The following is a 21,025-nucleotide window of genomic DNA, read 5'->3' as shown; positions in this document are numbered from 1 at the left end:
TCCGGGGGGGGGCCCGGGGCCCGCCCCCCCCCCCGCGGGGGGGGGGGCCCCCCCCCCCCCCCCCCGCGCGCCCCCCCACCCCTCGGGTCTTTCCCCCCGGGACACGGTGAGGATCCGGACAACCACGGAGCGCCATGCCACCACCCGAGCCCCGGCGGTGAGGGCACCGTGGACCAGCGGGGAACACGGAGAGCCGCCTGTGCCTTGAACCGGTAGGGTGCCCGCTGCACACGGCGGGCGGCTCGTCGCGTGGCGAGAACTGTGAGGTCGCGGCCACCGCACCGTGACATCGATGTGACGGCCGCATGAAACGGTTTGCCGAACATGCATAGGGTGCAGAGAACTCCTCAGGAGGACGGCGCCCCGGCACGGGACGGCGGTACGACGGCGACGGGCGAAGGAGGGAGCCGGAGCGATGGGCGACCACAAAGACCAGCACCTTCGGGTGGGCGCGGCCGTACGGCGACGGCGCCGCGCCCTGGAGCTCACGCTTGCCGTCGTCTCCCAGCGCAGCGGCCTGTCCGTGCCCTTCCTGAGCCAGATCGAGAACGACCGGGCCCGCCCCAGCCAGACCTCCCTGGAGAAGGTGGCCGACGCCCTGCGCACCACCGCCGTGGAACTGCTCGCCGCCGCCGACCCCGCGTGCAGCGTGGACGTGGTCCGGGCCGAGGACCCGGACCCCGAGCTCGCGCCCAAGGTGCGGTCCCTGGTGCGCGGACACCACCAGATGCACGCCTCGGAGTTCACCGGCGACCACGACGCGGGCCGGGAACTGCAGTACCGCAACGACCAGTTGATGTTCGTCGCCGAGGGTGCCGTGGAGATCGAGGCCGAGGGGCGCGCCTACCGGCTGGGACGCGGCGACACCCTGTACCTGACCGGCGGGGTGCGGCACCGCTGGCGGGCGACCGTGCCCGACACGCGGCTGATCGTCGTCGCCGTCGCCGAGCACATCGAGGCCGTACGGGACCGGCCGCGCCGGTGAGGGTCGTCTCCCTCGTACCGTCCCTGACGGAGTCCGTCGCGCACACCGTCCCCGGCGCCCTGATCGGCGCCACCGACTGGTGCACGCACCCGGCCGGTCTCGACGCCGCCCGGATCGGCGGCACGAAGAACCCGGACGTCGAGCGGATCCTCGCCCTCGCCCCCGACCTGGTGCTCGCCAACGAGGAGGAGAACCGGGCCCCCGACCTGGACGCCCTGCGCGCGGGCGGCGTCGAGGTCCTGGTCACCGAGGTGCGCACCGTCGCGCAGGCCTTCACCGAGCTCGACCGGGTGCTGACGGCCTGCGGCGCGCCGTCCCGGCCCCGGTGGCTGGACGCGGCCCAGGAGGCCTGGTCGGCGCTGCCCGTCCCGGAGCGCCGCGCCACGGCCGTCGTACCGGTGTGGCGCCGGCCCTGGATGGTGCTGGGCCGCGACACCTTCGCCGGCGATGTGCTCGCCCGCCTCGGCGTCGACCACCTGTATGCCGGTCACGCCGAGCGCTATCCGAAGGTCCCGGTCGAGGAACTGCGCGCGGCCCGCCCGGACGTCGTGGTGCTGCCGGACGAGCCGTACCGCTTCACCGCCGACGACGGGCCGGAGGCCTTCCCCGGCCTGCCCTGCGCCCTCGTCGACGGGCGGTGCCTCACGTGGTACGGGCCGTCGCTGGCCGAGGCGCCCCGGCGGCTGGGCGCGGCGCTGCGAGCAGCGCGCCGCTGACCAGGCCGCGCGCGGTGTGCACGGCGGCGACGGCCCAGGCGGTGACGAGCAGCGCGTACAGGGCGAGGGTGAGCACGTCGTAGGCGGCGAGACCGGTGTGCCGGGCCAGCGCCTCGCAGCCGGTGACACAGGTGCCCACCGGGAAGGTGAACGACCACCACGTCATCGAGAAGCGCATGCCACGGCGCCGGGCCCGCACGACGTGCGCGGCGGCGAGGGCCAGCCACATCAGTGCGAAGCCCATCACCGGAACGCCGTACAGGACGGCGAACACGGCGAACCCCTCGGCGTACGGGCCGGGCAGGACACCGGGAGCCAGGTCCGCGAACTTGCCCACGGCGGTCGTGGACTGCCCGAGCGGGCCCAGCACCAGGAACAGCGACGGGGTGAGCGCGAGCGGCAGCGGACCGGCCGTGAGCAGCCTGCCGAAGATCACCGGGAGTGTCACCAGGGTCGCGAGCAGACTCAGCCCGAACATCGCGACGCAGGCGAGCAGCAGCGTCTCGCGGGGCTGTCCCGGCGGCAGGTGCGGGACCAGCAGCGGACCGACGGCCGCGGACACCATCGGGGCGACGAGCGGCAGCAGCCATACGGGGCTGGCCTGGCCCGGCTCCGTCCGGTGCCGTACGGCCATCAGGTACGGGACGGCGACCGCCGCCGCCAGCCCGATCGCCGTACCGGCGGTGAACAGCACCGTGTCGAGGGCGACCGCGGCCGGCTCGCCGGTCCAGTCCCGGCCGACGGTCACGGCTCCGCCGCCGACCGCCAGCAGGGCCATGGACAGGCAGCCGTAGAAGGGGGCCGCGGCCGGGTCCAGCAGATGGGCGCGGGCCTGGTCGCGGTGGTGCCGCCAGTGCAGGGACCTGGCCACGAGCAAGGCCGCCAGCAGGGCGAGGGACAGCGCCCAGACGGCGGTGCAGACGGTGCGCAGACCGGGTACGTGCCACGGGAGCCCGGCGCCCGCGGTGCCGACGACGGCGGTGCCCATGACGCACGCGTACCAGTTCGGGCCGAGATGACGGACGGCCGGGACGCGCCGTACCGGGGCGGAGGCGGGGGACAGGGGCTGGGCTGCGGTGACCATGATCCTACGGTCTCGGCGCCCGAACTCCCTGACCAGGGACCATGCCCCTATGAGGGCATAAGCTGGGGTTATGAGCAGCAGGAGGGTCAGGGGCAACGGGGAGGACGGGCACGGCGAGCCGGGGCGGCACGTGGCGGGCTCGCTGTCGCACCGGGTGCCGGATCTCGGCGCCATGGAGCTGCTGCTGGCGGTGGCGCGGCTGGGCAGCCTCGGCGGGGCCGCGCGCGAGCTGGGCATCACCCAGCCGGCCGCCAGCAGCCGCATCCGCTCGATGGAGCGGCAGTTGGGGGTGGCGCTGGTGGACCGCTCGCCGCGCGGGTCCCGGCTCACCGACGCCGGTGCGCTGGTCACGGACTGGGCGCGGCGGATCGTGGAGGCGGCGGAGGCGTTCGACGCGGGTGCGCAGGCGTTGCGGGACCGGCGGGACTCGCGGCTGCGGGTGGCGGCGAGCATGACCATCGCCGAGTACCTGCTGCCGGGCTGGCTGGTCGCGCTGCGCGGCCAGCTGCCGGACACCGCGGTGTCGCTCCTCGCCGGGAACTCGGCGGCCGTGGCGGAGCGGCTGCTCGCCGACGAGGCGGATCTGGGGTTCGTGGAGGGCGTGAGCGTCCCGGCGGGTCTGGACTCCGCCGTCATCGCCCACGACCGGCTGATCGTCGTGGCGGCACCCACGCACCCGTGGGCCCGTCGGCGCCGCCCCCTGGCCGCGGAGGAGCTGGCGGCGACCCCGCTGATCCTGCGGGAGGAGGGCTCGGGCACCCGGCAGGTCCTGGACGCGGCCCTGGGCGGCCTGGCCCGTCCCCTGATCGAGCTGTCGTCGACCACCGCGGTGAAGGCCGCCGCCGTCGGCGGCGCCGGCCCGGCGGTCCTCAGCGAACTCGCCGTCGGCGAGGAACTCACGACGCGACGCCTGGTCAGCGTGCCGGTGGCGGACGTCGCCCTGGCACGCGACCTGCGCGCCGTATGGCCCACGGGCCACCGCCCGACGGGACCGGCACGTCAGTTGCTGTCGCTGACACGGGGGTGAGTCCGCTCGGCGGCGGTGGCGCGGGGCGGGGCTCGTGGGGCGGCCCGGGCGTGGAGCCGGGCGAGCGCCGGTCGGTCGACGCGCCGGCCCGTGCCGGCCGACGCCGTCGGCGGTACGGCTGGGACGCGGGTGATCGCGAGCGGGTGCGCGCCGGACAGGGGTGTCCGCACCGGCGCCGGTGCCGCGGGGTGGTTCGCGTCGGTGCCCGGCGGCGCGTGTGTCCGGCCGGCGTGCCGGTCCGCCCGGGCCGGCCGGGGCGGGGTGGCCCGCCTGCCGGTCCGCTCAGCCGATCGTGCGGGGCCGGTTCGCTCAGTCCGACCCGCTCGCCGCGTCGACCAGGGCCCGCATCACCCGGGTGTCCTCGCCCATCTCCGGGTGCCACTGGACGCCCAGGGCCCAGCCGTCGGCGGGGGGCAGTTCGACCGCCTCCACCGTTCCGTCCGCCGCGTGGGCCGAGGCGATCAGGCCGGCTCCGAGCCGCTCCACCGCCTGGTGGTGATACGTCGGTACGAACGTCTCCTCCGCCACGACACCGGCGTACCGCGTCCCCGGCACCGGCGTGACCGGGTGACCGCCGAACACGCCCACCACCTCCGCGTGGCCCTCGATGTGCTGCACGAGCGTGCCGCCCAGGGCGACGTTCAGCAGCTGCATGCCCCGGCAGATGCCCAGCAGCGGGACGCGGGCCGCGAGGGCCGCACCGATGAGCGCGAGCTCCCACGTGTCGCGGGCGCGCGCGGGCGGGCCGGTGCGGGGGCCGGGCTCGGCGCCGTAGCGCACCGGGTCCACGTCGGGGCCGCCCGCGATGACCAGGCCGTCGAGGCGGGCGACGGTGGCGGCGGCGTGCTCCGGCGCGTCCGGCGGGAGCATGGCGGCCAGCCCGCCCGCCCGCTGCACGAGCCGCGGATACCCGGCGGGCAGCAGCGCCGCCTCCAGCTCCCACACGCCCCAGCGCGCCGCGGACTCCAGATACGTGCTGACGCCGATCAGCGGCCTGTCGCCCATCCGACCTCCCGGTAATGGACCGTCTCCGTACCTTTGCAGACCCGACCGATCCCGCGACACCCCGCGGAGCGGACCCTCACGCCAGGAACCCGCGCAGCAGCGCGGCCGTCCCCGCGCAGTGCTCCCGCATGATCTCCCGCGCCCCGTCCGCGTCCCCGTCGAGCACCGCCTCCACCAGCGCGGTGTGCTGCCGCTGGGAGTGCTCCAGGTTGCGCACCAGCAGCGGGATGCAGTCCAGCAGACCGTTCACGCTCGCCCGGACGGCCGCGTACTGCGCGGTCAGCGTCGGCGAGCCGCACAGCTCCGCGAGGGCCAGGTGCAGCATCGTGTCCAGCCGCCGGTACTCCGCCAGCGGCGCCTCGTGCGTGGCGTCCAGCGCCGCCCGCAGCCGCGCCGCGCGCCCGTCCGTCAGCCCGTGCGCCGCGCACAGCCCGGCCGCCCCCACCTCCAGCACCTCCCGGAAGCGCAGCACGTCCTCCAGGTCGACCCCGGCGATCCGGCGCCGCAACTCGTCCTCGCCGCCGGCGTCCGGGCGGGGCAGCACGAACGTGCCGCCGTACCGTCCGCGCCGGGACTCCAGCAGCCCCTGGTCCTGGAGCACCTTCAGGACCTCGCGCAGCGTCACCCGGCTGACCCCCAGCCGCTCGGCCAGATCCCGCTCGGCCGGCAGCCGCCCGCCCTCCGGCACCAGGCCCAGCCGGACCACCTGGAGGATCTGCTCCAGCGCCTCCTCGAAGCCGTTGCCGGCCCGCACCGGGCGCAGCACCGGCGTGAGCCGGTCCGGCACGCTCCCCCCGTTCCCCTCCGGCATACGGCCGCGCCCCCTTCCCAACCAATGGTTCCCAGCAATACCTTATGGGTCCCGGTCGGAAGGAGGCCCCTCCGTGGCAGACCGCACACCCCCGCTCGGGGTCGAGGAACTGCACGCCCTGGTCGCGGGCGGCGAGATCGACACCGTCGTCCTGGCCTTCCCCGACATGCAGGGACGCCTGCAGGGCAAGCGGTTCGCCGCGCGGTTCTTCCTGGACGAGGTCCTCGACCACGGCACGGAGGGCTGCAACTACCTCCTCGCCGTCGACACCGACATGAACACCGTCGACGGATACGCGATGTCCTCCTGGGACCGCGGCTACGGCGACTTCGCCCTGCACCCCGACCTGAACACCCTGCGCCGCCTGCCCTGGAACGAGGGCACGGCCCTGGTCGTCGCCGACCTCGCCTGGGACGACGGCTCCCCGGTGCTCGCCGCGCCCCGCCAGATCCTGCGCCGCCAGCTGGACCGCCTGGCCGGACACGGCTGGACCGCCCGGGCCGGCACGGAGCTGGAGTTCATCGTCTTCCGCGACACCTACGAACAGGCCTGGGACGCGAACTACCGCGCACTGACCCCGGCCAACCAGTACAACATCGACTACTCGGTGCTCGGCACCGGCCGCATCGAGCCCCTGCTGCGCCGTATCCGCAACGAGATGGCCGGCGCCGGCCTCACCGTGGAGTCCGCCAAGGGCGAGTGCAACCCCGGCCAGCACGAGATCGCCTTCCGCTACGACGAGGCCCTCGTGACGTGCGACCAGCACGCCGTCTACAAGACCGGCGCGAAGGAGATCGCCGCCCAGGAGGGCATGTCGCTCACCTTCATGGCCAAGTACAACGAGCGCGAGGGCAACTCCTGCCACATCCACCTCTCCCTCGCGGACGCCGACGGGAACAGCGTCATGCCCGGCGACCGCGACGGCGGCATGTCCGAGGTCATGCGGCACTTCCTCGCCGGACAGCTCGCGGCGCTCCGGGAGTTCTCGCTCCTCTACGCCCCCAACATCAACAGCTACAAGCGCTTCCAGCCCGGCTCCTTCGCCCCGACCGCAGTCGCCTGGGGCCACGACAACCGCACCTGCGCCCTGCGCGTCGTCGGCCACGGCCGCTCCCTGCGCTTCGAGAACCGGCTCCCCGGCGGTGACGTCAACCCGTACCTCGCGGTGGCCGGCATGGTCGCGGCCGGTCTGCACGGCGTCGAACAGCGCCTGGAGCTGCCCGAGCCCTGCCCGGGCAACGCCTACGCCGCCGACTTCGCGCACGTCCCGACCACCCTGCGCGAGGCCGCCGAGCTGTGGGAGAACAGCGCCATCGCCCACGCCGCCTTCGGCGACGAGGTCGTCGCCCACTACCGCAACATGGCGCGCGTCGAACTGGACGCCTTCGACGCCGCGGTCACGGACTGGGAGCTGCGCCGCTCCTTCGAACGCCTGTGAGGTCCCCGTTGTCCGACGAGCTCCGCGTACTGAACCCCGCCACCGAAGAGGTCCTCGCGACCGTCCCCGCCGCCTCCGCCGCCGACGTGGACGCCGCCGTCGTACGGGCCGCCCGGGCCCAGACGGCCTGGGCCGCCCTCGCGCCGGGCGACCGGGCCCGGCTGCTGCGCCGCTTCGCCGCCGCCGTGGACGGCCGTCTGGAGGAGCTGGCCCGGCTGGAGGTCCGGGAGGCCGGGCACACCGTCGGCAACGCCCGCTGGGAGGCGGGCAACGTGCGCGACCTGCTCGACTACGCCGCCGGGGGAGTGGAGCGGCTCACCGGACGGCAGATCCCGGTCGCCGGGGGGCTCGACGTGACCCTCCTCGAACCGCTCGGCGTCGTCGGCGTCATCGCGCCCTGGAACTTCCCGATGCCGATCGCCGCCTGGGGCACGGCCCCCGCGCTCGCGGCCGGCAACGCTGTCCTCCTCAAGCCCGCCGAGACGACCCCGCTGACCGCTCTGCGCCTGGCCGAACTGGCCCTGGAGGCCGGACTGCCGGAGGGCCTGTTCCAGGTGCTGCCGGGCCACGGGCCCGTCGCGGGCGACGCGCTGGTCGAGCACCCGGGCGTGGCGAAGATCGTCTTCACCGGGTCGACGGCCGTGGGCCGTCAGGTGGCGGCCAAGGGCGCGGCACTCCTCAAGCCCGTCACCCTCGAACTCGGCGGAAAGAGCCCCAACATCGTCTTCGCCGACGCCGACCTGGAGGCCGCCGCGGCCGCCGCCCCCATGTCCTTCCTCGACAACGCGGGCCAGGACTGCTGCGCCCGCACCCGCATCCTCGTCCAACGCGGCGTCCTCGACCGCTTCCTCGGCCTGCTCGCCCCCGCGATCGAGTCCGTCCGCGTGGGCGACCCGGCCGACGAGAGCACCGACATGGGCCCGCTGATCTCCCGGGCCCAGCTGGACCGCGTCCGCTCCTGCGTCCCCGACGACGCGGACGGCATCCGCGGCAAGGCACCCGAGGGCGTCCCCGGCTTCTGGTTCCCGCCCACCGTCCTCACCGGCGTCGACCCGCACGCCCGCGTGGCCGTCGAGGAGGTCTTCGGGCCCGTCGCCGTCGTCCTGCCCTTCGACGACGAGGCCGACGCGATCCGCCTGGCCAACGCCACCGACTACGGCCTCTCCGGCTCGGTCTGGACCCGGGACGTCGGCCGCGCCCTGCGCGTGTCGGGCGCCGTGCGCGCCGGGAACCTGTCCGTCAACTCCCACTCCAGCGTCCGCTACTGGACGCCGTTCGGCGGGTTCAAACAGTCCGGACTGGGCCGCGAGCTGGGCCCGGACGCGCTGACCGCCTTCACCGAGACCAAGAACGTCTTCCTCAGCAACGTCCCGTCGAGCACGGAGGGCCCCGCACAGTGAGCGAAGCGACCGAGGAGATCATCTGCCGCCGCCTGGCCGGCCGTACCGCCGTCGTCACCGGAGCCGGCAGCGGCATCGGCCTCGCCTCCGCCCGCCGGCTCGCCTCCGAGGGCGCGCACGTCGTCTGCGGGGACGTGGACGAGACCCGGGGCAAGGCGGCGGCCGAGGAGAGCGGCGGCATCTTCGTCAAGGCCGACGTCACCGACCCCGAGCAGGTCGAGGCGCTGTTCAGGGCGGCCTACGACACCTACGGCAGCGTCGACGTCGCCTTCAACAACGCGGGCATCTCCCCGCCCGACGACGACTCCATCCTGGAGACCGGCCTGGAGGCCTGGAAGCGCGTCCAGGAGGTCAACCTCACCTCCGTCTACCTGTGCTGCAAGGCCGCCATCCCCTACATGCGGCGCCAGGGCAGGGGCTCGATCATCAACACCGCGTCCTTCGTCGCCCGGATGGGCGCCGCCACCAGCCAGATCTCGTACACGGCCTCCAAGGGCGGCGTCCTCGCCATGTCCCGGGAGCTGGGCGTGCAGTTCGCCCGGGAGGGCATCCGGGTCAACGCCCTGTGCCCCGGCCCGGTCAACACCCCGCTGCTCCAGGAGCTGTTCGCCAAGGACCCGGAGCGGGCCGCGCGCCGGCTCGTGCACATCCCGGTCGGGCGCTTCGCCGAGGCAGAGGAGATCGCCGCCGCCGTCGCGTTCCTGGCCAGCGACGACTCCTCCTTCGTCAACGCCACCGACTTCCTGGTGGACGGCGGGATCTCCGGGGCGTACGTCACACCGCTGTAGATCGCCGCACGCGGCGTCCTACAGTGCCGGGATGAGCATGACGCCTCCGCCCGGCTGGTACCGCGACCCGTCGGCCCCGCACCGGGAACGCTGGTGGGACGGCACGGCCTGGACCGAACACCGGCGCGCGCCCGAGGGCTTCGGAGCGCCCGTGCCGCAGCCCGCGGAGCCACCGACCGTGCCGCCGGCCACGGGCGGCCCGGGACAGCGGCGGCCGGGGAACCGGCGCGCGAAGGCCGCGGCCCTCACCGCCGCCGCGGCGGTCCTCGTCGCGGCGATCGCCACGGGCGTCGTCCTCCTCGGCGAGGACGACACCGGCACGGGGGCCCGGACCCTGCCGACCGCGGCGACCTCCACGGCCCCCGCACCGCGGACCGCGTCGCCGACCCCCTCACCCACCCCCTCCGAGCCCTCCCCGGACGACCCCGCCGTCGTCGAGGACCAGCTCAACGGCATCACCTTCCCGCTGCCGGACGGCTGGGTGCGCCCGCAGTACGTCCCCGAGGACGACGTCATGATGACCACGGACGGCACCTACGACTGCCCCGGCGACGGCGGCGTGTGCCGGCACGGCCTCGTCATCTCCCGTACGGTCACCGCGAACGCCGAGAGCTCCCCGAAGGTCCTCGCCGAACAGGACATCGAGGACGCGGCCGACGACGCCTACGACCGCGACACGGTCGGCGGCAAGCCGTTCGGGGGCGTCGAGTCCCACGAGGTCGTCGGATCCGGGCCGGTCGCCGTCGCCGGACGCGCCGGGTACTACGTGCGCTGGCGGGTGACGACGGCCAAGGGCCCCGGCGGCTACGTGCAGTCGCTGGTGTTCCCGTCCACCGTCGGCACCGAGTCCCCGATCCTCGTCCGCTACGTCTTCGACGCCGGCGAGGACGGGCCGCCGCTCGCCGACATGGACAGGATCACCGACGGCATCAGGCCCGTCGGCGACGCGGCCACGGGCGGCGGCGTGGGCAGCAGCATCGGCCCCTCGGCCTGACCTACAGGTAGGTGCGCCCCTCGCCCCGGTACGTCGGCACCGTCGCCGTCACCGCGTCCCCCTCCACCAGGTGCAGGGTGTCGAACCGCTCGCACAGCTCACCGGCCTTGGCGTGCCGGAACCACACCTTGTCGCCGATCAGCAGGTCGTCCGCGGGAGAGCCCAGCAGCGGCGTCTGCACCTCGCCGGCGCCCTCCTGGGGGTCGTAGCGCAGCCCCTCGGGCAGATACGGCACCGGGAGCCGGTCGGCGCCGGCCGCGCCGGAGGCCGGATAGCCGCCGCCGAGCACGGTCACCACCCCGACCCCGGGGCGCCGCACCACGGGCTGGGCGAACAGGGCCGCCGGACGCCCGCTGAACGACGTGTAGTTGTCGAACAGCCGCGGCACGTACAGCCCGGACCCGGCGGCGATCTCGGTGACCGCGTCCTCCGCGGCGGTGTGCTGCACGCTGCCCGTGCCCCCACCGTTGACGAACTCCAGGTCCGGCACCACGGCCCGCACCGCCCGCACCACCGCGGCGCGCCGCTCGGCGAGTTCGCGGCGGGCCGCGGCCTGCATCAGCCGTACCGCCCGGGACCGCAGCGGCCGTCCCGCCACCGCGTCCCCGACGCCGGCGACATGACCCTCGTACGCCATGACGCCGACGACCTGGAACCCCGGTCGCCGGGCCACCGCCCGTGCCAGGTCGGCGACTTGCGCGGGGGAGTGCAGCGGCGACCGCCGCGCCCCCACGCGCACCCGCCCGCCGAGCAGTCGCAGCGAGGTGTCCAACTCCAGACAGACCCGCACCACTTCGCGGCCGCCGTCCCGGGCCGCGTCGATGAACCCCAGCTGTGCCGGGTCGTCGACCATCACGGTCACGGCGGAGGCCAGCTTGGGGTCGGCGGTCAGCTCCGCGTACCCGGCGCGGTCCGCGGACGGATAGGCGAGCAGCACGTCCTCGAACCCGGAGCGTGCCAGCCACAGGGACTCGGCCAGCGTGAAGGACATGATCCCCGCGAAACCGTCCTTCGCCAGGACGCGTTCGAGCAGGGCACGGCAGCGGACGGACTTGCTGGCGACGCGGATCGGCTTCCCGCCGGCCCGGCGGACCAGATCGTCCGCGTTGGCGTCGAAAGCCTCCAGGTCCACGATCGCCACGGGGGCGTCCAGATGGGCGGTGGCCCGGTCGTAACGGGCCCGGTCGGCGGCGCGCGCAGTCATGAACGAAGCCTGCCAGACGGGATTACCGCAGGGTAGGGGGACGTTCCGGGCCAATGCCACGGGCCCGCGGACTGGTTCCCCTCCGGGCGGGGGCACGCCGTAGAGTGACGCGCACGCACGGTGGAACGGCCCGGGCGGCAGGACCCCGGGTCCGCGCCGGGATGGCGGTCCGCCCGTGCGGGTATGCGTGCCCGGGACGGCCAGTCCGCTCCGGGCCCGGGCAGGAGAACGCCGGCCCGCGCCGGACCACCGGCCCGGGCCCGAGGAAACGGGGGGTGCATGAGCACGGAAGCGCGCCGCGCCTCCCTCCCCCCACGTCCCTCGGCCCCACCCGCCGGCGACGCGACACCGCCCGAGGCCCCCCACCCCCTCCCTCCGCCCCGCCCCGCCACACCCCCGCCCGCCGGCCCTCCCCACCACCCGAGCGCACCGGCCCCCGAGGCCGCATCACCCCGCCCCGGCACCCCGCCGACCGGGGGCTCTCTTCGCCGTCCGGGCGCGCATGCTCCCGGAGGCGCATCACCCCGTCCCAGCACCCCGCCGGCCGCGGGCTCTCTTCGCCGTCCGAGCGCGCCGGCCTCCGAGGCCGCATCACCCCGCCCCGGCACCCCGCCGACCGGGGGCCCACTTCGCCGTCCGGGCGCGCCGGCGGCCCCCGACGCCACGTCGGCGGGCCCCGAGGCCCCGCGCCGCCCGGGGACGCCACCGCGCCCGGTCACCGTGCCGTCCGGCGGCGAGCCGACGCCCCCCGGCGCCCAGGACGACGCGGGCACGCCGGCCCGGCCCGTCGCGCCGCGGCGTCCGCCGCAGGCGCCGGGCGGTGCCGACCGGCGGTCCTCCACCCGGCCGGGGCCCGCCGGCCCGCCTGGTGCCGCCTCCACGCCTCCGCCGCCGCGTGCCACCGCCCGCTTCCCGGACGCCCCGCCGACCGTCGGGCGCGACGGTGCCGCCGCCGAAGCGCCGCGAGGGCGCGACGTACCGCCGGAACGCCGTCCCGCCGCCGCCCCCGCGGAAACCCCGTCGGAGACGACCACGCGCCTGCGTCCGATCCCGGCGCAGCCCGCACCGCGCTCCGCGCCCGAACCGCACGCCCCCGACCCGGCCCTGTCGTGGAGCGCCCCTTCCGTGCCCGGTGCCGGGCCGCGGCCCCGCGTGTCGTTCGCCGAGCCCGAGGGGTACGACGAGCTCGCCCGGCCGCGCCCGCTCGGCGGACGCCTGCGGCCCCAGGCCGTCGCCGCGGCCGTCTGCCTGGTGCTCGGGGCCGGCCTCGTCACCGGCGCCGTCACCGGCAGCTGGCTCGCCGGGGACTCCGGCGACGCCGACGCGCGCAGCGCCTTCACCGCGGCCGGGGACCTGTGGCACAGCGTCCCGGTCGACCAGCTCTTCCCGCCCACCGTGCAGGGGCAGGGCGCCGGTCCCGGCGGCGCCGACCGCACCTGGACCCGCGTCGCCGTGGCCCCGGACAGGGGCTGCGCGGGCGCCTTCGACCCGCTGCTGGGCAAGGCCCTCGCCCCGGCCGGCTGCGCACGCCTGCTGCGCGCCACCTACACCGACGCCACCCAGAGCTACGTCACCACCGTCGGCCTGCTCTTCACCAAGGCCGACGCCGCCGCCATGACCTCGCTGGCGAGCCGGTTCGAGAAAGAGGGCCTGGCCCGGCGCGCCGACCTCGTGCCGCTCCCGTACGCCGCCGAGGACACCGTCGCCGCCGGCTTCGGCGCGGACGGGCGCGCCTCGTGGACCGTCTCCGTCCTCACCGACGCCCCCGTCGTCGTCTACGCCGTCTCCGGCTGGGCCGACGGCCGCACCGTCGACCGGCCCGAGCCCGCGGAGGAGGCCATGGAGTCCGGCGCCACCTCCGCCCCGGCCCAGGCCGGCCTCGGTCACGAGGCACAGGGTCTCGCCGACCGCGTCGAACGCGCCCTGCGCAAGAACGTCGGCCCCGCCACGGAGCAGCCCTCGTGAAGACCGCCAGCATCCGCCGGACCGGCGGCGCCCTGAGCGTCCTGCTCGCCGCCGCGCTCGTCCTCGTCCCGGCGCCCGCCGCGCACGCCGACGGCATCCGCGCCAGGCAGTGGGCCCTCGACGCCATGCACACCGACGAGGCGTGGCGCACCACCAAGGGCGCGGGCGTCACCGTCGCCGTCCTGGACACCGGCGTCGAGGCCGACCACCCCGACCTGGCCGGCAACGTCCTCACCGGCACCGACCTGGTCGGCTTCGGCGCGAGCGAGGGCGACCGCGCCTGGGCCCGGCACGGCACCGCCATGGCCGGGATCATCGCCGGTCACGGCCACGGCCCCGGCGACACCGAGGGCGTCATGGGCATCGCGCCCGAGGCCAGGATCCTCCCCGTCCGCGTGATCCTCGAGGACGGCGACCCCTCCCGCGCCAAGGCCCGCGAGACCCGCGGCAACGCGCTCGCCGAGGGCATCCGCTGGGCCGCCGACCACGGCGCCGACATCATCAACCTCTCCCTCGGCGACGACTCAGCCTCCGCCCACCCCGAACCCGCCGAGGACGAGGCCATCCAGTACGCCCTGAAGAAGGGCGTGATCGTCGTCGCCTCGGCCGGCAACGGCGGCGAGAAGGGCGACCACATCTCCTACCCGGCCGCCTACCCGGGCGTCATCGCCGCGACCGCCGTCGACCGCTTCGGCACCCGCGCCTCCTTCTCCACCCGCCGCTGGTACGCCACGGTCAGCGCCCCCGGCGTCGACGTGATCATCGCCGACCCGGACCACCGCTACTACGAGGGCTGGGGCACCAGCGCCGCCTCCGCCTTCGTCTCCGGCGCCGCCGCGCTGGTCAAGTCGGCCCACCCGGACCTCACTCCGGCCCAGGTCAAGAAGCTCCTGGAGGACACGGCCCGCAACGCCCCCGCCGACGGGCGCGACGACTCCCGGGGCTTCGGCTTCATCGACCCCGCCGCCGCCATCGAGGCCGCCGGACGTCTGAAGCCGCGAGGGCCGGACCCGGCGGCCTACGGCGAGAAGTACTTCGGCTCGGGACCGGACGCCCCCGCCTCCCACGACGGCACCTCGGTCTGGGCGGCTCCGCTGGCCGGCAGCGCGGGCGGCGTCCTGATCGTCGCCTCCGTGGTCCTGTGGCGCGGGCGCCGCGAACGCTACGACGACTTCTGATCCCCGGCCGCGCCGTCCCCGCCCGCCGCCCGCCCGTCGTCGGCGCCGGCGAACACCGACACCGCCGCCCGCGCCACCGCCTCGGTGAGCGAGACCCCCGCCGCCTGGGTCGCGCTGCCTCGCGAGAGCACCGCCACCAGCCGGTCGTGGCCGCCGGACGTCACCCGCCCGATGCTGTTGACCACCCACAGCCCGGTGGTGCTGCGCCGCAGCCAGCCGTTCTTCAGCGCCCACGCACCGCTCGTGCCGTCGGCCGCCGCCGACACCCCCCACCGCTGGTCGTCGGCGATCCGCCCCATCAGCTCCCGCAGATACGCCCGGGAGGCCTCGCTCAGCGCGGAGCCCTCCGCCCCGAACACCTGCCCCAGCAGCGCGATCTGGTCGGCGGCCGTCGTCCGCGTCAGCCCCCACAGCGGCCCGTCGCCGCCCTCGGTGGCGCTGAGACCGAAGCGCTCGTTGGCGGCGTCGAGCCCCTGCGCCGCCCCGATCGCCTGCCACAGCGCCGTCGCCGCGTCGTTGTCGCTGTTCTCGATCATGTCGACGGCGTACGCCTTCTCCTCGGCGGTCAGGGTCCGTCCCGCGTCCTGCGCCCGCAGCAGCAGCGCCGCCAGGATGTCGACCTTGACGATGCTCGCGGTGTCGAAGACCCCCGCGCCGTACGTGGCGCCGGCCCCGGACTCCGGGTCGAGCACCGCCACCGACACCTCCGCGCCGTCCGCCACGGGGACCGCCTCCATCGCCGCCGCGAGCAGCGCGTCCCGGTCCACGGCCGCCTCCGTCGCGCTCTCCACCGGTGCCTCCCCGTCCGCGCTCGCCGAGGCCGCCGACGATACGGCGCCCGCGCCCGGGTGCGCCCGCGCCGTCACGTACACCGTCCCGGCGGCGGTGACGCCCGCCACGGCGATCGTGGCGAGGGCGGCGGACAACAGGGCACGGCGCCGGGGCGGGCGGGCGCGACGGCGCCGCCGGGCTCTGGGGGACTCCATGCCCGCGATGCTCGGGGCGGTGGCTGTGCGCACCGTGGGACGGAGGTGAAACGCGGCTCAGAGATCCGTGAGAGGCCGGTGAGGAGCGCCGTCCACCCCCCGATAGGGTCGGGGACCGTGGCGAACAAGAACATTCCCGACTCCGGCTTCTCCGACGACGACGGCTCCGCCGACCCCCGGCTGAGCGCGGCGCTCGCCGCCTGGGCCGAGGACCGCACCGCCCTGGCACCCGTGCTGGAGGCGCTCGAGGGCGCCCGGCTGCTCGTGCCCGTCGTGGCCGTTCTCGGCGAGGTGGAGGAGGACGAGAACGGGCTGCGCCGCGAGAAGACCAGCGACATGGCCGTACCGACCCTCAAGGCCGGCGACCGCACCGCCCTGCCCGCCTTCACCTCCACCGACTCGCTCGCCCGCTGGGACCCCGAGGCCCGACCCGTCGCCGTACCCCTGCATCAGGCCCTGCAGGCCGCCGCCCACGAGAAGGCGGACACGGTCGTGCTGGACATGGCAGGACCGGTGCCGTTCGAGCTGACCGGGGCGGCCCTGCTGGCGCTGGCCGAGGGGCGCACGACGACCGATCCGCTCGCCGACCCGGCGGTCGTGGAGGCCGTACGCGGCGCCGTGGCCGCCGAGCCCGCCGTACTCCGCGCCCACCTCGGGCCGGGGCAGGCCGACGGCACCCTGGTGCTCGTGCTGGACCCCGCCGCGGCCCCGGCCGAGGCCGCCCGCGCCGTCGCCGGGCGGCTGGCCGCCGACGAGACACTGAGGGCCCGCCTGGTGCGCGGCCTCGACCTGGCACTGCTGCCGGCCGGGGCGACGCCTCCGGGCGAGCCCTTGTACGTACGCGGATAGGTCAGCCGTAGACGGCGCCGGTGTACTTCTCGCCCGGACCCTGGCCCGGCTCGTCCGGCACCAGCGACGCCTCGCGGAACGCCAGCTGGAGCGACTTCAGCCCGTCGCGCAGCGGCGCCGCGTGGAACGAGCTGATCTCGGTCGTGCTCGCGTCCAGCAGACCGGCCAGCGCGTGCACCAGCTTGCGCGCCTCGTCCAGGTCCTTGTGGGCGTCGCCCTCCTCGGTCAGTCCGAGCTTCACGGCGGCGGCGCTCATCAGGTTGACGGCGACCGTCACGATCACCTCGACCGCGGGAACCTCCGCGATGTCGCGGGCCATGGCGTCGAAGTCGGGCGTCTCAGGAGGGGTCTCACTCATGCCGCTCACGATAGGCGCAGGAGCGGCCGGCGCCCCACTCGGTCTCGGTTAGCCCTTCCCCTGCCGAGCTGCTAACCTTGTGTAACGACCGGTCGGACAAGCACGCCTCACGGCAGCGGGCCCGGCCCACAAGTGGAGGCTTTCGAACTCCCACCTGACCGTCCCCCGGGACGGCGGGTCTCCGGTCAGGCGGTCCCGTCCTCGCGGCGGCGACCGGCCCGAAATCGCGCCCCGCGGTCATCGCGGCGGTGCTCCGGTAGCAGTTCGAGGAGCCCCGCCTGTGATCGTCCGGGGCATTTTTTGTGCGCCGGCTCGGTTAGGTCTAACGAACACAGACGTTACGCGGCTGTCCGCCAGACCGTCGCGTGGTGCTACCGAGGAGGATCCATCAGCGCCGAGCCCCGCATCAACGACCGGATTCGCGTTCCCGAGGTGCGACTTGTCGGTCCCAGCGGCGAGCAGGTCGGGATTGTCCCGCTTGCCAAGGCCCTGGAGCTTGCGCAGGAGTACGACCTCGATCTCGTCGAGGTCGCGGCGAACGCCCGTCCGCCCGTGTGCAAGCTCATGGACTACGGGAAGTTCAAGTACGAGTCGGCCATGAAGGCCCGTGAGGCGCGCAAGAACCAGGCGCACACGGTCATCAAGGAGATGAAGCTCCGGCCGAAGATCGACCCGCACGACTATGACACCAAGAAGGGTCACGTCGTCCGGTTCCTCAAGCAGGGCGACAAGGTCAAGATCACGATCATGTTCCGTGGTCGCGAGCAGTCCCGGCCGGAACTCGGCTACCGACTGCTGCAGCGTCTCGCGGAGGACGTCCAGGACCTCGGCTTCGTGGAGTCGAACCCGAAGCAGGACGGCCGAAACATGATCATGGTCCTCGGTCCGCACAAGAAGAAGACCGAGGCGATGGCCGAGGCTCGCCAGGCACAGGAAGCCCGCAAGGCCGAAGCGAAGGCCAATCCCGGCCGCTCGATGAACGCCGCGGACCCCGACGCCGCCAACGCCGAGGCCCCGTCCGAGGCTCCTGCCGAGGCTTCCGCCGAGGCGTGATCCCGGGGGACGCAAGTCCCCAGGACGTAACCGATACAAGAGCGACGCTCCACCGTGCCCGGTTTTCACGACCGGGCATCGGAGCGCCACCGACGAGGAGATAACGGCGCTATGCCGAAGAACAAGTCGCACAGCGGTGCCAGCAAGCGCTTCAAGATCACCGGCTCCGGCAAGGTGCTCCGTGAGCGCGCCGGCAAGCGCCACCTGCTCGAGCACAAGTCGTCCCGCGTGACGCGTCGCCTCACCGGCAACGCCGAGATGGCCCCGGGCGACGCCGCGAAGATCAAGAAGCTTCTCGGCAAGTGACGTACGGGCGCCGCTGAGCGCCGTACGTCAGGACCGGGACCCAATCGATACCGGGCCGCGTGAGGACCACCGCGGCCCCGCTACAAGGAGTTAACAAGTGGCACGCGTCAAGCGGGCAGTCAACGCCCACAAGAAGCGCCGGGCGATCCTCGAGCAGGCCTCCGGCTACCGCGGTCAGCGTTCGCGCCTGTACCGCAAGGCCAAGGAGCAGGTCACCCACTCGCTGGTCTACAACTACAACGACCGCAAGAAGCGCAAGGGTGACTTCCGCCAGCTGTGGATCCAGCGCATCAACGCCGCTGCCCGCGCCAACGGCATCACGTACAACCGCTTCATCCAGGGTCTGAAGGCCGCCAACGTCGAGGTGGACCGCAAGATCCTCGCCGAGCTGGCCGTCAACGACGCGGGCGCGTTCGCCGCGCTGGTCGAGGTCGCCCAGAAGGCGCTGCCGAGCGACGTCAACGCGCCGAAGGCCGCGTGACGCTGCGCCGGCTTTGAGCCGATCTCGAAGGACCCGCAGGCTTCGAGCCTGCGGGTCCTTCGATTGCCGGTCGTCCGGTCGGGTGCGGGTCCGTCGTGGCTGGTCGCGCCCACGTGGCGGAGCCGCATATTGACACCGCCCCGCGCCCCTGACGGGGCGCTGCAGCCCGCGTCGATGCAATGTGAAGGTGAGAAGAGTGCGCCCCGCCGCCCCTGAGTTGATCTCCCCCCGTTCCCCCCGTGTCGCCGCCGCCCGGCGGCTGGGCAAGCGGAACTTCCGGGGGAAGGAGCGGCTGTTCCTGGCCGAGGGGCCGCAGGCCGTGCGGGAGGCCGCCGGGTACGGGGACACCCTGACCGAGGTGTTCGCCACCGTCGAGGCCGCCGAGCGGTACGCCGACATCATCGGCGCCGCACGTGACGCCGGCGCCCGGGTCCACCTCGCCGCCGACGCGGTGATCGAGGACATCTCCACCACCGTCACCCCCCAGGGCCTGGTCGGGGTGTGCCGGTTCGTGGACACCCCCTTCGACGAGATCCTCGCCGCCCGCCCCAAGCTCGTCGCCGTCCTCGCGCACGTCCGGGACCCCGGCAACGCCGGCACCGTGCTGCGCTGCGCCGACGCCGCCGGCGCCGAGGCCGTCGTCCTCACCGACGCCTCCGTCGACCTGTACAACCCGAAGGCCGTACGCGCCTCCGTCGGTTCCCTGTTCCACCTGCCGGTCGCCGTCGGCGTCCCCGTGGAGCGGGCCGTGGCCGAGCTGCGCGACGCCGGCGTGCGGGTCCTGGCCGCCGACGGCGCGGGCGAGGACGACCTGGACGCCGAGCTGGACGCCGGCACCATGGGCGGGCCCACCGCCTGGGTCTTCGGCAACGAGGCCTGGGGACTGCCGGAGGAGACCCGCGCCCTCGCCGACGCCGTCGTCCGCGTCCCGATCCACGGGAAGGCCGAGAGTCTGAACCTCGCCACCGCCGCGGCCGTATGTCTCTACGCGTCCGCGCGTGCACAGCGCGCCGCCGGAGGGTGCCGCTCCGTCACCGCCACCTAGTAGGGTGACCAGCTCGGGGACCCCAGACCAGCCAGAGAGGTGGGGCACGGGGATGAGCGTCGGCACGAGCAGCGCACCGGGGGCACACCGGACGGGGCGCCCTCCCGCGCCGCGCCGGCCCGGGGACCTCACCGACCTCGGCATCGACCCCGACGAGCTGCCCGACGGCCTCGTCGTCGCGGACGAGCACGGGCGGGTGATCTGCTTCAACGCGGCCGCGGCCCGCATCACCGCCGTCCCCGCGGCACACGCCCTCGGACAGCGCCTCGACCAGGCCCTGCCCCTGGAGGACCTCGACGGGCGGCGCTGGTGGCAGCTGACCGATCCCTACGGCGGGCTCGCCATCCGCGTCGGCCAGCCGGAGCGCAACCTGCTGCTCCCCGGCGGCCGCGAGGTCCTCGTCTCCGCCCGCTACGTCCGCACCGAGCGCACCGGCCCCGTCCACCGCGTCGTCGTCACCCTGCGCGACACCGAGGCCCGCCGCCGCACCGAGCGCAGCCACGCCGAGCTGATCGCCACCGTCGCCCACGAACTGCGCTCCCCGCTCACCTCCGTCAAGGGCTTCACGGCGACGCTGCTGGCCAAGTGGGAGCGGTTCACCGACGACCAGAAGCGGCTGATGCTGGAGACCGTCGACGCCGACGCCGACCGCGTCACCCGGCTCATCGCCGAGCTGCTGGACATCTCCCGGATCGACTCCGGACGGCTCGAGGTCCGGCGCCAGCCCGTCGACATCGGTGCCGCCGTCGGCCGCCACATCCAGGCCTACGTCGCCGCCGGACAGCCCGCCGACCGCTTCCTGCTGCGCCTCGAGCAGCCGCTGCCCGATCTGTGGGCCGACCCCGACAAGATCGACCAGGTGCTCAGCAACCTCATCGAAAATGCCGTGCGGCACGGCGAGGGAACGGTCACCATTGACATCACGCCCGCGGCGTCCCCCCGTGAGGAGGAGGACGCCGGCACGTCGGTCACGGTGAGCGACGAGGGGCCCGGCATCCCGGAGGAGTCCATGAACCGCGTCTTCACCCGCTTCTGGCGGGGCAGCAAGCGCGGTGGCACCGGCCTCGGGCTCTACATCGTCAAGGGCATCGTCGAGGCCCACGGCGGCACCATCACGGTCGGCCGCGCCCCCGGCGGCGGCGCCGAGTTCCGATTTACGTTGCCCGTGTCGGCTCCCGCGTATCTCACCTGAGACGGTCCGGGACCCCCACGGGCGCATTCGCCTTTCTCCACCCCGTTAGACTCGGCCTTTGGCACCTTTGTGTCCCGCAGACGGAGACGCCCAGAACGAGACGCTTCGTCCACGAGCCGGTGACGGGGACCACCAGCCAGCCAATCGGAAGCACGGGAAG

The 21,025-nt window shown here is 74.7% G+C and carries 21 protein-coding genes; 15 read left to right on the top strand and 6 right to left on the bottom strand.

Annotation, left to right across the window (positions count from 1 at the left end; all coding sequences use genetic code 11):
• Positions 1 to 415 precede the first annotated feature (415 nt).
• Complete coding sequence (locus ACIRG6_RS31145) at positions 416 to 985, top strand: helix-turn-helix domain-containing protein (protein ID WP_364676801.1); 570 nt, start codon at positions 416 to 418, stop codon at positions 983 to 985.
• Complete coding sequence (locus tag ACIRG6_RS31140; RefSeq protein ID WP_364676799.1) at positions 982 to 1,701, top strand: helical backbone metal receptor; 720 nt, start codon at positions 982 to 984, stop codon at positions 1,699 to 1,701. The genes ACIRG6_RS31145 and ACIRG6_RS31140 overlap by 4 nt, the downstream gene beginning before the upstream one ends.
• Here ACIRG6_RS31140 and ACIRG6_RS31135 read toward each other — a convergent pair.
• The gene (locus tag ACIRG6_RS31135) at positions 1,628 to 2,785 is read right to left on the bottom strand and encodes a TDT family transporter (protein WP_364676798.1); all 1,158 of its coding nucleotides are present in this window, start codon (positions 2,783 to 2,785) and stop codon (positions 1,628 to 1,630) included. The two genes, ACIRG6_RS31140 and ACIRG6_RS31135, sit on opposite strands and share 74 nt — an antisense overlap.
• Positions 2,786 to 2,855: 70 nt before the next feature.
• Between ACIRG6_RS31135 and ACIRG6_RS31130 the strand changes: the two genes are divergently transcribed.
• Positions 2,856 to 3,812 carry a LysR family transcriptional regulator gene (locus ACIRG6_RS31130; RefSeq protein ID WP_403325103.1) on the top strand — a complete coding sequence of 319 codons (957 nt, stop codon included), beginning with the start codon at positions 2,856 to 2,858 and terminating at the stop codon, positions 3,810 to 3,812.
• A gap of 309 nt (positions 3,813 to 4,121) precedes the next feature.
• On the opposite strand, the gene ACIRG6_RS31125 is transcribed toward ACIRG6_RS31130, so the two are convergent.
• Positions 4,122 to 4,817: a gamma-glutamyl-gamma-aminobutyrate hydrolase family protein gene (locus tag ACIRG6_RS31125; RefSeq protein WP_364676796.1), complete on the bottom strand. Its 696-nt coding sequence runs from the start codon at positions 4,815 to 4,817 to the stop codon at positions 4,122 to 4,124.
• A 76-nt stretch (positions 4,818 to 4,893) separates the two neighbouring features.
• Positions 4,894 to 5,628, bottom strand: coding sequence for a FadR/GntR family transcriptional regulator (locus tag ACIRG6_RS31120; protein WP_350719071.1), 735 nt, complete (start codon positions 5,626 to 5,628; stop codon positions 4,894 to 4,896).
• 73 nt (positions 5,629 to 5,701) lie between these two features.
• On the opposite strand from ACIRG6_RS31120, the gene ACIRG6_RS31115 reads away from it, so the two are divergent.
• Genes ACIRG6_RS31115 through ACIRG6_RS31100 form a run of 4 tightly spaced genes read left to right on the top strand, consistent with a single transcriptional unit; the run spans position 5,702 to position 10,248 of the window.
• On the top strand, positions 5,702 to 7,066 hold the full coding sequence (locus ACIRG6_RS31115; protein WP_381689540.1) for a glutamine synthetase family protein: 1,365 nt from the start codon (positions 5,702 to 5,704) through the stop codon (positions 7,064 to 7,066).
• Between the two features lie 8 nt (positions 7,067 to 7,074).
• The gene (locus ACIRG6_RS31110) at positions 7,075 to 8,466 is read left to right on the top strand and encodes an aldehyde dehydrogenase family protein (protein WP_403325102.1); all 1,392 of its coding nucleotides are present in this window, start codon (positions 7,075 to 7,077) and stop codon (positions 8,464 to 8,466) included.
• The gene (locus ACIRG6_RS31105) at positions 8,463 to 9,254 is read left to right on the top strand and encodes a 3-oxoacyl-ACP reductase (protein ID WP_318217825.1); all 792 of its coding nucleotides are present in this window, start codon (positions 8,463 to 8,465) and stop codon (positions 9,252 to 9,254) included. Before ACIRG6_RS31110 ends, ACIRG6_RS31105 begins: the two co-directional genes overlap by 4 nt.
• A gap of 37 nt (positions 9,255 to 9,291) precedes the next feature.
• Complete coding sequence (locus tag ACIRG6_RS31100; protein WP_403325108.1) at positions 9,292 to 10,248, top strand: DUF2510 domain-containing protein; 957 nt, start codon at positions 9,292 to 9,294, stop codon at positions 10,246 to 10,248.
• 1 nt (position 10,249) lies between these two features.
• Here the strand turns inward: ACIRG6_RS31100 and ACIRG6_RS31095 are convergent, their stop codons facing one another.
• The gene (locus tag ACIRG6_RS31095; RefSeq protein WP_364676790.1) at positions 10,250 to 11,452 is read right to left on the bottom strand and encodes an amino acid deaminase/aldolase; all 1,203 of its coding nucleotides are present in this window, start codon (positions 11,450 to 11,452) and stop codon (positions 10,250 to 10,252) included.
• 1,152 nt (positions 11,453 to 12,604) lie between these two features.
• Here ACIRG6_RS31095 and ACIRG6_RS31090 point away from each other — a divergent pair.
• Complete coding sequence (locus ACIRG6_RS31090; RefSeq protein WP_403325107.1) at positions 12,605 to 13,417, top strand: hypothetical protein; 813 nt, start codon at positions 12,605 to 12,607, stop codon at positions 13,415 to 13,417.
• The gene (mycP, locus tag ACIRG6_RS31085) at positions 13,414 to 14,595 is read left to right on the top strand and encodes a type VII secretion-associated serine protease mycosin (protein WP_403325101.1); all 1,182 of its coding nucleotides are present in this window, start codon (positions 13,414 to 13,416) and stop codon (positions 14,593 to 14,595) included. The genes ACIRG6_RS31090 and mycP overlap by 4 nt, the downstream gene beginning before the upstream one ends.
• On the opposite strand, the gene ACIRG6_RS31080 is transcribed toward mycP, so the two are convergent.
• On the bottom strand, positions 14,580 to 15,581 hold the full coding sequence (locus ACIRG6_RS31080) for a serine hydrolase (RefSeq protein WP_364819838.1): 1,002 nt from the start codon (positions 15,579 to 15,581) through the stop codon (positions 14,580 to 14,582). The genes mycP and ACIRG6_RS31080 overlap by 16 nt on opposite strands.
• A 117-nt stretch (positions 15,582 to 15,698) precedes the next feature.
• Between ACIRG6_RS31080 and ACIRG6_RS31075 the strand changes: the two genes are divergently transcribed.
• On the top strand, positions 15,699 to 16,430 hold the full coding sequence (locus tag ACIRG6_RS31075; RefSeq protein ID WP_318217820.1) for an SseB family protein: 732 nt from the start codon (positions 15,699 to 15,701) through the stop codon (positions 16,428 to 16,430).
• Position 16,431: 1 nt separating this feature from the next.
• Here the strand turns inward: ACIRG6_RS31075 and ACIRG6_RS31070 are convergent, their stop codons facing one another.
• A complete protein-coding gene (locus ACIRG6_RS31070; protein WP_077800719.1) occupies positions 16,432 to 16,788 on the bottom strand; it encodes a DUF1844 domain-containing protein in 357 nt (118 codons plus the stop codon).
• A gap of 387 nt (positions 16,789 to 17,175) precedes the next feature.
• On the opposite strand from ACIRG6_RS31070, the gene infC reads away from it, so the two are divergent.
• The 5 genes from infC to ACIRG6_RS31045 all read left to right on the top strand — a co-directional run bounded on the left by infC (position 17,176) and on the right by ACIRG6_RS31045 (position 20,865).
• A complete protein-coding gene (gene infC, locus ACIRG6_RS31065) occupies positions 17,176 to 17,841 on the top strand; it encodes a translation initiation factor IF-3 (protein ID WP_225638851.1) in 666 nt (221 codons plus the stop codon).
• A gap of 111 nt (positions 17,842 to 17,952) precedes the next feature.
• Positions 17,953 to 18,147 (top strand): 50S ribosomal protein L35, encoded by a 195-nt coding sequence (gene rpmI, locus ACIRG6_RS31060; protein WP_003977225.1) that lies wholly within the window; start codon positions 17,953 to 17,955, stop codon positions 18,145 to 18,147.
• Between the two features lie 97 nt (positions 18,148 to 18,244).
• Positions 18,245 to 18,628, top strand: a complete 384-nt coding sequence (gene rplT, locus ACIRG6_RS31055) for a 50S ribosomal protein L20 (protein ID WP_004002577.1) — start codon at positions 18,245 to 18,247, stop codon at positions 18,626 to 18,628.
• A 196-nt stretch (positions 18,629 to 18,824) separates the two neighbouring features.
• A complete protein-coding gene (locus ACIRG6_RS31050; RefSeq protein WP_364676783.1) occupies positions 18,825 to 19,673 on the top strand; it encodes a TrmH family RNA methyltransferase in 849 nt (282 codons plus the stop codon).
• A 52-nt stretch (positions 19,674 to 19,725) separates the two neighbouring features.
• Positions 19,726 to 20,865 (top strand): sensor histidine kinase, encoded by a 1,140-nt coding sequence (locus tag ACIRG6_RS31045; RefSeq protein ID WP_364676781.1) that lies wholly within the window; start codon positions 19,726 to 19,728, stop codon positions 20,863 to 20,865.
• Positions 20,866 to 21,025 lie beyond the last annotated feature (160 nt).

This window comes from Streptomyces flaveolus (genome assembly GCF_044765825.1).
In the GTDB taxonomy this organism is placed as follows: Bacteria; Actinomycetota; Actinomycetes; order Streptomycetales; family Streptomycetaceae; genus Streptomyces; species Streptomyces flaveolus.
This window is presented reverse-complemented; position numbering and strand designations above follow the sequence as displayed.

Coding starts and splice junctions, on each gene's coding strand:
- ACIRG6_RS31130 (WP_403325103.1), top strand. CDS start 2,856: ATGAGCAGCAGGAGGGTCAGGGGCAACGGGGAGGACGGGCACGGCGAG.
- ACIRG6_RS31045 (WP_364676781.1), top strand. CDS start 19,726: ATGAGCGTCGGCACGAGCAGCGCACCGGGGGCACACCGGACGGGGCGC.
- rpmI (WP_003977225.1), top strand. CDS start 17,953: ATGCCGAAGAACAAGTCGCACAGCGGTGCCAGCAAGCGCTTCAAGATC.
- ACIRG6_RS31145 (WP_364676801.1), top strand. CDS start 416: ATGGGCGACCACAAAGACCAGCACCTTCGGGTGGGCGCGGCCGTACGG.
- ACIRG6_RS31100 (WP_403325108.1), top strand. CDS start 9,292: ATGACGCCTCCGCCCGGCTGGTACCGCGACCCGTCGGCCCCGCACCGG.
- ACIRG6_RS31070 (WP_077800719.1), bottom strand. CDS start 16,788: ATGAGTGAGACCCCTCCTGAGACGCCCGACTTCGACGCCATGGCCCGC.
- ACIRG6_RS31120 (WP_350719071.1), bottom strand. CDS start 5,628: ATGCCGGAGGGGAACGGGGGGAGCGTGCCGGACCGGCTCACGCCGGTG.
- ACIRG6_RS31135 (WP_364676798.1), bottom strand. CDS start 2,785: ATGGTCACCGCAGCCCAGCCCCTGTCCCCCGCCTCCGCCCCGGTACGG.
- ACIRG6_RS31125 (WP_364676796.1), bottom strand. CDS start 4,817: ATGGGCGACAGGCCGCTGATCGGCGTCAGCACGTATCTGGAGTCCGCG.
- ACIRG6_RS31080 (WP_364819838.1), bottom strand. CDS start 15,581: ATGGAGTCCCCCAGAGCCCGGCGGCGCCGTCGCGCCCGCCCGCCCCGG.
- ACIRG6_RS31095 (WP_364676790.1), bottom strand. CDS start 11,452: ATGACTGCGCGCGCCGCCGACCGGGCCCGTTACGACCGGGCCACCGCC.